Genomic DNA, 4,060 nt, shown 5'->3' with positions numbered 1-4,060 from the left:
TGCGTCGCATCGAGGTGCCGAGCGCGTTGGGCGCTTGGTCCTATGAGCCGACGGACACAAAGCTCGCCCGCGAAACCAAAGCCGGGACAATCCTGCAGCTCTGTCTCTACGCCGATCTGCTGGGCGCCATGCAGGGCCTCGCGCCCGAATACGTGTATGTCGTGGCGCCGTGGTCGGACTTCGAGCCGCAGCAATATCGCTTTGCCGATTACGCGGCTTATTTCCGGAAGGTGCAACGTGCGTTGCGATCCGCAATGACCGCGGCCCCAGCAGATGACACCTATCCCAACCCGATCGAGCATTGCGACATCTGCCGCTGGCGGGAAGCATGCGATCAGCGTCGACACGATGATGATCATCTCTGTCTCGTTGCTGGCATTTCGAAGATCCAAATCAGCGAGTTGAAGGCGCACGGGATTGCGACGCTGCAGAGCTTGAGCGTCATGCCCTTGCCGCTTGCCTGGAAACCTGATCGCGGTTCGGCAGATTCCTATGTCCGCGTCCGCGAGCAGGCGCGGATTGTGGCCGAGGCCCGCGCCGCGGGCGCCGGCAAGTTCGAGCTGCTGCCGATCGAGATTGGCTTCGGCCTCACGTGCCTCCCCGAGCCATCCGAGGGCGATGTATTTCTCGACCTTGAAGGCGATCCCTTCGTCGGCGAGCACGGTCTCGAATATCTCTTCGGCTATCTCGTCAGGGGCGCGGACGGCACGGTCATCTATGAAGGCGACTGGGCGCTCACACGCACCGACGAGAAGCGTGCCTTCGAGAGGTTCGTCGATTTCGTCATGGCGCGGTGGGCACAGTTCCCCGGCTTGCACATCTATCACTATGCGCCTTACGAGCCGGCGGCACTGAAGCGGCTGATGGGTCGCTATGCGACGCGTGAGGAAGAGATCGACCGGATGCTGCGCGCGCGGCTCTTCGTCGATCTCTATCAGATCGTACGGCACGGTCTACGCGCCAGCGTCGAAAGCTATTCGATCAAGCGGCTCGAGCCGTTCTGCGGCTTCGAACGTGGGACGCCGCTCGCTGAGGCGAATTCTGCGCTTGCAACGCTCCAGGCCAACCTCGAGCTCGACGATGAGCCGGCGGTGTCGGAGGAGACCAAAACCACCGTTCGGGCCTATAACGAAGACGACTGCCGTTCCGCGGCGAAGTTGCGCGACTGGCTCGAAGGGCATCGGACCAATCTCATCGCCGACGGCATCGACGTGCCACGTCCGCAGCCGGGCGATGGCGCGCCGAACGAGAAGATCACGGACTGGCTGATCAGGATCAACGCGCTCATTGAGCGATTGACGGCTGATGTTCCGGCCGATGCCGCGCAGCGGGACGCCGAGCAGCAAGCCCGGTGGATCTTGGCCAATGTCGTCGATTGGCACCGCCGGGAAGAGAAGGCGGTGTGGTGGGAATATTTCCGGCTCGCCGCACTTTCGGCCGAAGATCTGCTGGACGAACGCGCTGGTCTCTCCGGTCTTGTCTTTGTCGGCGCTGTTGGCGGCACCGCCAAGGCGCCGATCCATCGCTATCGTTTTCTGCCGCAAGAGACTGAGATTCGTGGTGGCGAGGAAATCTGCAATCTCGGCGGCGCTAAGCTCGGCAAGGTCGAGGCCATCTCCTTCGCCGACGACACCGTCGACATCAAGAAGCGCCAGGACACCGCCAGTGTCCATCCGCAGGCCGTGTTTGCGCATAGCTATGTTGGCGGCCAAGTCATGGCCGAAGCGTTGGCGCGGATCGGCGACTATGTCGCGGATCGGGGCATGCGCGGTGACGGAGCTTACCAGGCGGCGCGCGATCTTCTACTCCGGGAAAGCCCTCGGGTCGGCGACGCACCGCTGCATCGCGCTGGGGAGACGACCGTCGAAGCCGCGGTGCGGCTTTGCGCGCATTTGGCGGGCGGCGTTCTGCCCATTCAAGGCCCGCCAGGTGCCGGCAAGACCTTCACCGGCGCGCGCATGATTTGCGAGCTGGTGCGCCTCGGCAAGAAGGTCGGCATCACGGCCAACAGTCACAAGGTCATTCGCAACCTGATTGACGCAACCATCAAAGCAGCCGACGAATTGGGCGTCGCGGTGCAATGCTGCCAAAAGGCTGACGAGGCCGAAGACCCACATCACCGCCTGTTCTTTGCGAAGAAGAATGAAGATCTGTTTGCGGCTTTGAGCGGCGGCGCAGCCTCCGTGGGCGGCGGTACAGCGTGGTTATGGTCGCGGCCAGACGCGTTCGCGACGGTAGATGTGCTGTTCGTCGACGAGGCCGCGCAGATGGCGCTCGCCAACGTGCTCGCGGTGTCGCAAGCAGCGAAGACCGTGGTGTTAATCGGCGATCCGCAACAGCTCGATCAGCCGATGCAGGGAAGTCACCCCGAGGGCACCGACGTGTCGGCGCTCGACCATATCCTCGGTGGTGCGCGGACGATCGCGGCGGATAAGGGGCTGTTTCTCGAAGAGACTTGGCGGCTTCACCCCGCGATCTGTGCCTACACTTCCGAGCTCTTCTATGACGGCAAGCTCCGCTCGAAGGACGGACTCGAGCAGCAGGTCATCAAGGGTACGAGGCTGGTCAGCGAATCAGGCCTTTACTTTCTCCCGGTCGCGCACAGCGGCAACCAGAATTGCTCTCCCGAGGAGGCGCAGGCGATCGGCGATCTCGTGCGGGCGATCCTCGCCGCCAACCCGACCTGGGTCGATCGCGAAGGGCAAGAGACGCCAATCACGCTCGACGACATCGTCATCATCACGCCCTACAACGCACAGGTCTTCGAGGTTCAGCAGTGCCTACCGGGCGCTCGCGTCGGCACCGTCGACAAATTTCAAGGCCAAGAAGCGCCGATCGCAATCTACTCCACGGCGACTTCGAGCCATGCGGACGCACCGCGTGGGATGGAATTTCTCTACAGCTTGAACCGACTCAACGTTGCGACCTCGCGCGCCAAATGCGTGTCGATCCTCGTCGGCTCGCCGCAGATCTTCGAAGCGGAATGCCGCACGCCGCGGCAGATTCAGTTGGCCAATGCCTTCTGCCGCTATCTCGAAATGGCGAAACAAGCCGGCGCTGGATGATGGCGAAGCAGAAATGAGCAATTTAACCCATACAGAGGAGATCAGCGCAGGATCGCTTTGGCGGCGGTGGGAACCGCACATCCATGCGCCGGGCACGGCGATGAACAACCAATTCACCGGCCCGACGGCGTGGGATGATTACCTCGCTGCGCTTGAGAGGGCCACGCCGCTCATCGAAGCGATCGCCGTTACGGATTACTATATAACGGACGCCTATGAAGAGGTCCTCCGGCACAAGACTGCTGGTCGACTACCGCATGCGAAGCTCGTCTTCCCGAATGTTGAGCTGCGGCTAGATGTGGCGACGGCCAAGGGTGGCTTCGTCAATCTCCACCTCTTCGTCAGCCCGGAAGATCCTAATCATCTCCAAGAGTTGCAGCGTCTCCTGTCCCGTCTGCAGTTCAATGTCATGCAAGACCGCTTCGATTGCACTCGATCGGACCTCGTTCGGCTAGGCAAGAAAGCCGATCCGAACATCAGCGATGATCGCGCGGCGCTCGCCTACGGCGTCAACCAGTTCAAGGTCAATTTCCAGAAACTACGCGAGGTGTTCTCCGAGAGCGGCTGGGCGAAGAAGAACATCTTGATCGCAGTCGCGGGCGGTGCGACCGATGGCACGTCGGGCGTGCGGGAGGCAGCCGATCAGACTATCAGACGTGAGATCGAAGGCTTTGCACACATCATTTTCGCCGGAAGCGCAGCGCAGCGCGAGTTCTGGCTGGGCCAAAGGGACCTGGGACCCGCGGAAATCCGCGCGCGCTATGGTGGTCTCAAGCCCTGTTTGCACGGCAGCGACGCGCATAGGCTGGAAGACGTTGCCACGCCGTTTGGCGACCGATTCTCCTGGATTAAGGGAGGGCTCGAGTTCGATGCCCTTCGCCAGGCGTGCATCGATCCCGAGGGGCGCGCCTATGTTGGCGAGCAGCCGCCTCGGTCAGCGATGCCATCGCAGATCATCTCGCACGTCAGGATCGACGACGCGAACTGGGCGGCCA

At 62.1% G+C, this 4,060-nt stretch carries 1 protein-coding gene and 1 pseudogene; both read left to right on the top strand.

Translation table 11 applies throughout. The features are described from left to right. Window positions 1-3,065 (top strand): TM0106 family RecB-like putative nuclease (locus JOZ79_RS12855; protein ID WP_294074851.1); only part of this gene is annotated, 3,065 nt, incomplete at its 5' end. Between the two features lie 13 nt (window positions 3,066-3,078). Beyond that, window positions 3,079-4,060, top strand: a pseudogene (locus JOZ79_RS12850) (TrlF family ATPase); the annotation flags it as partial.

This window comes from Sphingomonas sp. (assembly GCF_019242355.1).
Classification (GTDB): Bacteria; Pseudomonadota; Alphaproteobacteria; order Sphingomonadales; family Sphingomonadaceae; genus Sphingomicrobium.
The sequence above is the reverse complement of the archived record's forward strand: the minus strand, read 5'-3'. Positions and strand labels throughout refer to the sequence as shown.